General features: G+C 48.4%; 6 protein-coding genes. All 6 read left to right on the top strand.

Annotated features, from left to right (window positions below; all coding sequences use genetic code 11):
• The coding region (locus B7Y67_RS12970) for a hypothetical protein (protein WP_293599007.1) at positions 1–705 on the top strand (705 nt) is incomplete at its 5' end.
• A complete protein-coding gene (locus B7Y67_RS12965) occupies positions 681–1,409 on the top strand; it encodes a hypothetical protein (RefSeq protein WP_293599006.1) in 729 nt (242 codons plus the stop codon). The genes B7Y67_RS12970 and B7Y67_RS12965, both read left to right, overlap by 25 nt.
• Before the next feature lie 28 nt (positions 1,410–1,437).
• On the top strand, positions 1,438–2,091 hold the full coding sequence (gene queE, locus B7Y67_RS12960; protein WP_293599005.1) for a 7-carboxy-7-deazaguanine synthase: 654 nt from the start codon (positions 1,438–1,440) through the stop codon (positions 2,089–2,091).
• A gap of 41 nt (positions 2,092–2,132) precedes the next feature.
• Positions 2,133–2,597, top strand: a complete 465-nt coding sequence (gene queD / locus B7Y67_RS12955) for a 6-carboxytetrahydropterin synthase QueD (protein ID WP_215301213.1) — start codon at positions 2,133–2,135, stop codon at positions 2,595–2,597.
• An 8-nt stretch (positions 2,598–2,605) separates the two neighbouring features.
• Complete coding sequence (tadA, locus tag B7Y67_RS12950; protein WP_293599004.1) at positions 2,606–3,061, top strand: tRNA adenosine(34) deaminase TadA; 456 nt, start codon at positions 2,606–2,608, stop codon at positions 3,059–3,061.
• A partial coding sequence (locus B7Y67_RS12945) for an LD-carboxypeptidase (RefSeq protein ID WP_293599003.1) occupies positions 3,058–3,639 on the top strand: 582 nt, incomplete at its 3' end. The genes tadA and B7Y67_RS12945, both read left to right, overlap by 4 nt.

Genomic DNA, 3,639 nt, shown 5'->3' with positions numbered 1-3,639 from the left:
AGCAATATGAACTTATCTCGTCGCACTTTTATCGTTTCTGCCGCTTTAGCCCCAGTTGCTTGCGGCGGCCTTTCATATGAGCATGGCATTCCAGTCTCACAACCAAAGCCGCTACCAGTGGTTCGTCCTCCACAAATTGGACAAGAGTGGACCTATATCAAGAAGAATGTTTTTGATGGCAAAACTTTAGATGTGATTACTGAGCGCGTTTCTAAAATTGGCTCCACGATTGTGATTGATCGAATGACTGCGGATGGCGCACGCTTGCCTAGTGAAATTCAGACTTCATGGGGAATGGTTTCTACAGACACACAGTGGTCACGCTTGCTCAACTTCAGTCCATCTTTGCCGCTTTGGCCTGAGCAGCTATCTACGACTTGGGCAAAACAGTTCAACACCAAGTACAGCATTGCTGGCTACTCAGGCTCGCAAATGAACTGGCAAGAATATATGAGCGTACAAGGCTGGGAAAAAATTACTGTGCCTGCAGGAGAGTTTGTAGCACTGCGTTTTCAGACTCTGATTAATTATGAGAGTGACGATCCCAACAAGGTAGATTGCATTCGCAAAGAAACAGTTTGGTTTGCACCGCAGATTGGTCGCTGGGTTGCGCGTGAGGCATCTGGCTCTTATCAAATTCAAGGGCAAATTGGTGCAGTGATTCTAGAGGGTAGCTATCAATGGCAATTGAGCTCCTACAAATAAACACTGTACGTAGGCTTCTTGTATTGCTGTCGCCAGCATTGCTGGCGGCCTGTATTGCTGGCCAGCCGTATCCAACTTCGACACCTTTACCTCAACCCACAAATCCTCCCAAGGTAAGGGCGCCACAAGTGGGGCAGCAGTGGGTCTACAACGTGCGTAATGTATTCAACCAAGAGTTGGTAGATATTGTTACCGAGAGAATAGCTTCTATTGGGCCCCAGATTCGAATTGAGCGTAGCGGACTAAAAGCGGGGCCACTCCCCGATGAAATTCAACAACCTTGGGGCTATGTCTTGCAAGATCCCCATTGGAATCCCCCACAAAAGTTTTTGAAGCCGATTCCCTTGTGGCCTGAGCAACTCGTTCCAGGTTGGTCTGGGTTCTATCGTGACCGCTATCAAGTAGTCGGCTATCCCGATAACGACTATTACTGGGGATTGAATATAACGGCACTTCAGTGGGAGGGTGTCAGCGTGCCTGCTGGCCAATTCCCCGTCTTGAAGTATCAGAATGAGGCGCCTTTCTTCACCAGTAACGACTTCTCTCGAGTAGCCAACTATCGTCAGGAAGATGTTTGGTTTGCCCCGGAAGTCGGCCGTTGGGTTATCCGGCGTGGCTATGGACGCTATTTATGGGCAGGTATGTTTTGGAGCAATGCCCTCTGGGAAGACTACTTAGAGTGGGAGCTTGTGTCCTGGAAGTAAGCAAAGCGCTTAAAATCAGCACATAGCTATGTATACCGTAAAAGAACTTTTTCCAACCCTTCAAGGTGAGGGTGCCCACGCAGGTCGTGCAGCCGTATTTTGTCGCTTTGCTGGCTGCAATTTGTGGAGCGGACGTGAAGAAGATCGCGCTTCTGCAGTTTGCCAATTTTGCGATACCGACTTTGTTGGAAGTGATGGCGTCGGTGGCGGCAAGTTTGAAACCGCCTCTTTATTGGCAGATACTATAGAAGAGGTGTGGGTCAGCACCTCAGCAGGCCCGCAGCAACGTTACGTTGTCTTCACCGGTGGAGAGCCACTACTGCAACTCGATACTGCTTTAATCGACGCTTTACATGCCAAGGGTTTCACTATCGCCATTGAGACCAACGGCACGATCAAGATTCCTAAAGGCGTTGATTGGGTATGTGTCAGCCCTAAGGCCGGCTCTGAGTTGATTGTTTTGCAAGCCGATGAAATTAAGCTGGTGATTCCTCAGCAGGGTCATGTTGCCATTGAGACCTTATTGGCTCGATTTGAGAAGATGGATTACCGCAATCGCTTCTTGCAGGCCATGGACGGTCCAAACCTTCAAGAAAACCTCGCATTGGCAGTTCGTCTCTGTCAAAAGCGACCTTTATGGCGTTTGAGTGTTCAGACCCATAAAATGATCGGTATTCGATAGTAGCTTTACCAAGCGATATTTAAGTATTTAGAAAAGCAATCATGACCAACAAGCAAGAAGCCATCTCCATTACCCGCCGACTTGAGTTTGACTCGGGTCATCGCATTCCAAATCATGATGGCCAGTGCCGTCATTTGCATGGCCATCGCTATGCCATTGAAGTCACGCTGACTGGTGTGATCGCGGATCATCCAGGTAAGGCGGACGATGGCATGGTCTTAGATTTTGGAGATATTAAGCGCCTTACTAACCAATACGTAGTGGAGCCTTGGGATCACGCATTTTTGGTTGCCAAAGAAGATGCTGGATTAGTAGATTATTTAAACTCCATCCCCAATCACAAGACAGTAGTGATGGAGCATGTTCCTACTGTTGAGAACTTAGCTAGCGCCGCCTTTAAGGTATTGCAGCCTGTTTTCGAAAAAGCGTTTGATGGCCGACTCAAGCTAGCATCCATCCGTCTTTATGAAACCCCCAATTGCTGGGCTGACGTTTCTCACTCATAAAAAGTAATATGCAAGCAGAGCTTGATCGCCACTTTATGCAGCAAGCTTTGGATCAAGCCAAGCTCGCTGCCGCTGCTGGTGAAGTGCCGGTTGGCGCTGTATTAGTCCGTGATGGTGAAGTGATTTCCACAGGCTTTAATCAGCCAATTACGAATAGCGATCCTAGCGCCCATGCTGAGATGATGGCATTGCGTGCTGCCGCCTCAGATGAGGCTAATTACCGCCTACCTGGCACAACCCTGTATGTCACATTAGAGCCCTGCACTATGTGTGCAGGAGCGATGCTCCATGCTCGGGTTGATCGTGTTGTATTTGGTGCCACAGATCCTAAAACAGGTGCTGCAGGCAGCGTACTCAATGTATTCTCAGAAAAGCAGATTAACCACCAGACAGTAGTTGAAGGTGGCATCATGGGCGAAGAGTGCGGACAAATATTGCGCGATTTTTTTAAGGAGCGGCGTTGAAGCAAATTCATTTGATTGCTCCTTCAGGGGCTAGTCTAGATACTCGCAGCCCATTGGCTGGAATCGAGTGGCTACAAAAGCAGGGTATTGAAGTTCTCAATGCTGCCTGTGTTGATCGAGTCGAACAACGTTTTGCTGGCACCGATGCTGAGCGTTTAGCTGAGATCAATCAACTCGCCAATCTCTCTCCTGAGATTCCTGTTGTCGCCATGCGAGGTGGTTATGGATTGCATCGCCTGCTCCCAGATATTCAGTGGGATGCGATTGCCAAAGCTATCAAGAGTGGTCTGCAGATTTGTGGACATAGTGATTTCACAGTCTTCCAGTTGGGTTTATTGGCAAAGACTGGCGCAGTTACATTGGCAGGCCCTATGCTCAATTTTGATTTTGCTTGTCAGGGCGAGCAGGGCGAGGGGGTTGCTCCCAATACATTCATGTGGACACATTTCCAAAAAGCCATTCATGAGCGTAAATTAGATTACACGATTAAAGCCAATCAAGCCTTCTTAAAAAATTCTGCCGCAGGCCAAGCTTCGGGAATGCTTTGGGGCGGTAACTTAACAGTACTCGCAGGCTTA

This window comes from Polynucleobacter sp. 35-46-11 (genome assembly GCF_002281105.1).
The sequence above is the reverse complement of the archived record's forward strand: the minus strand, read 5'-3'. Positions and strand labels throughout refer to the sequence as shown.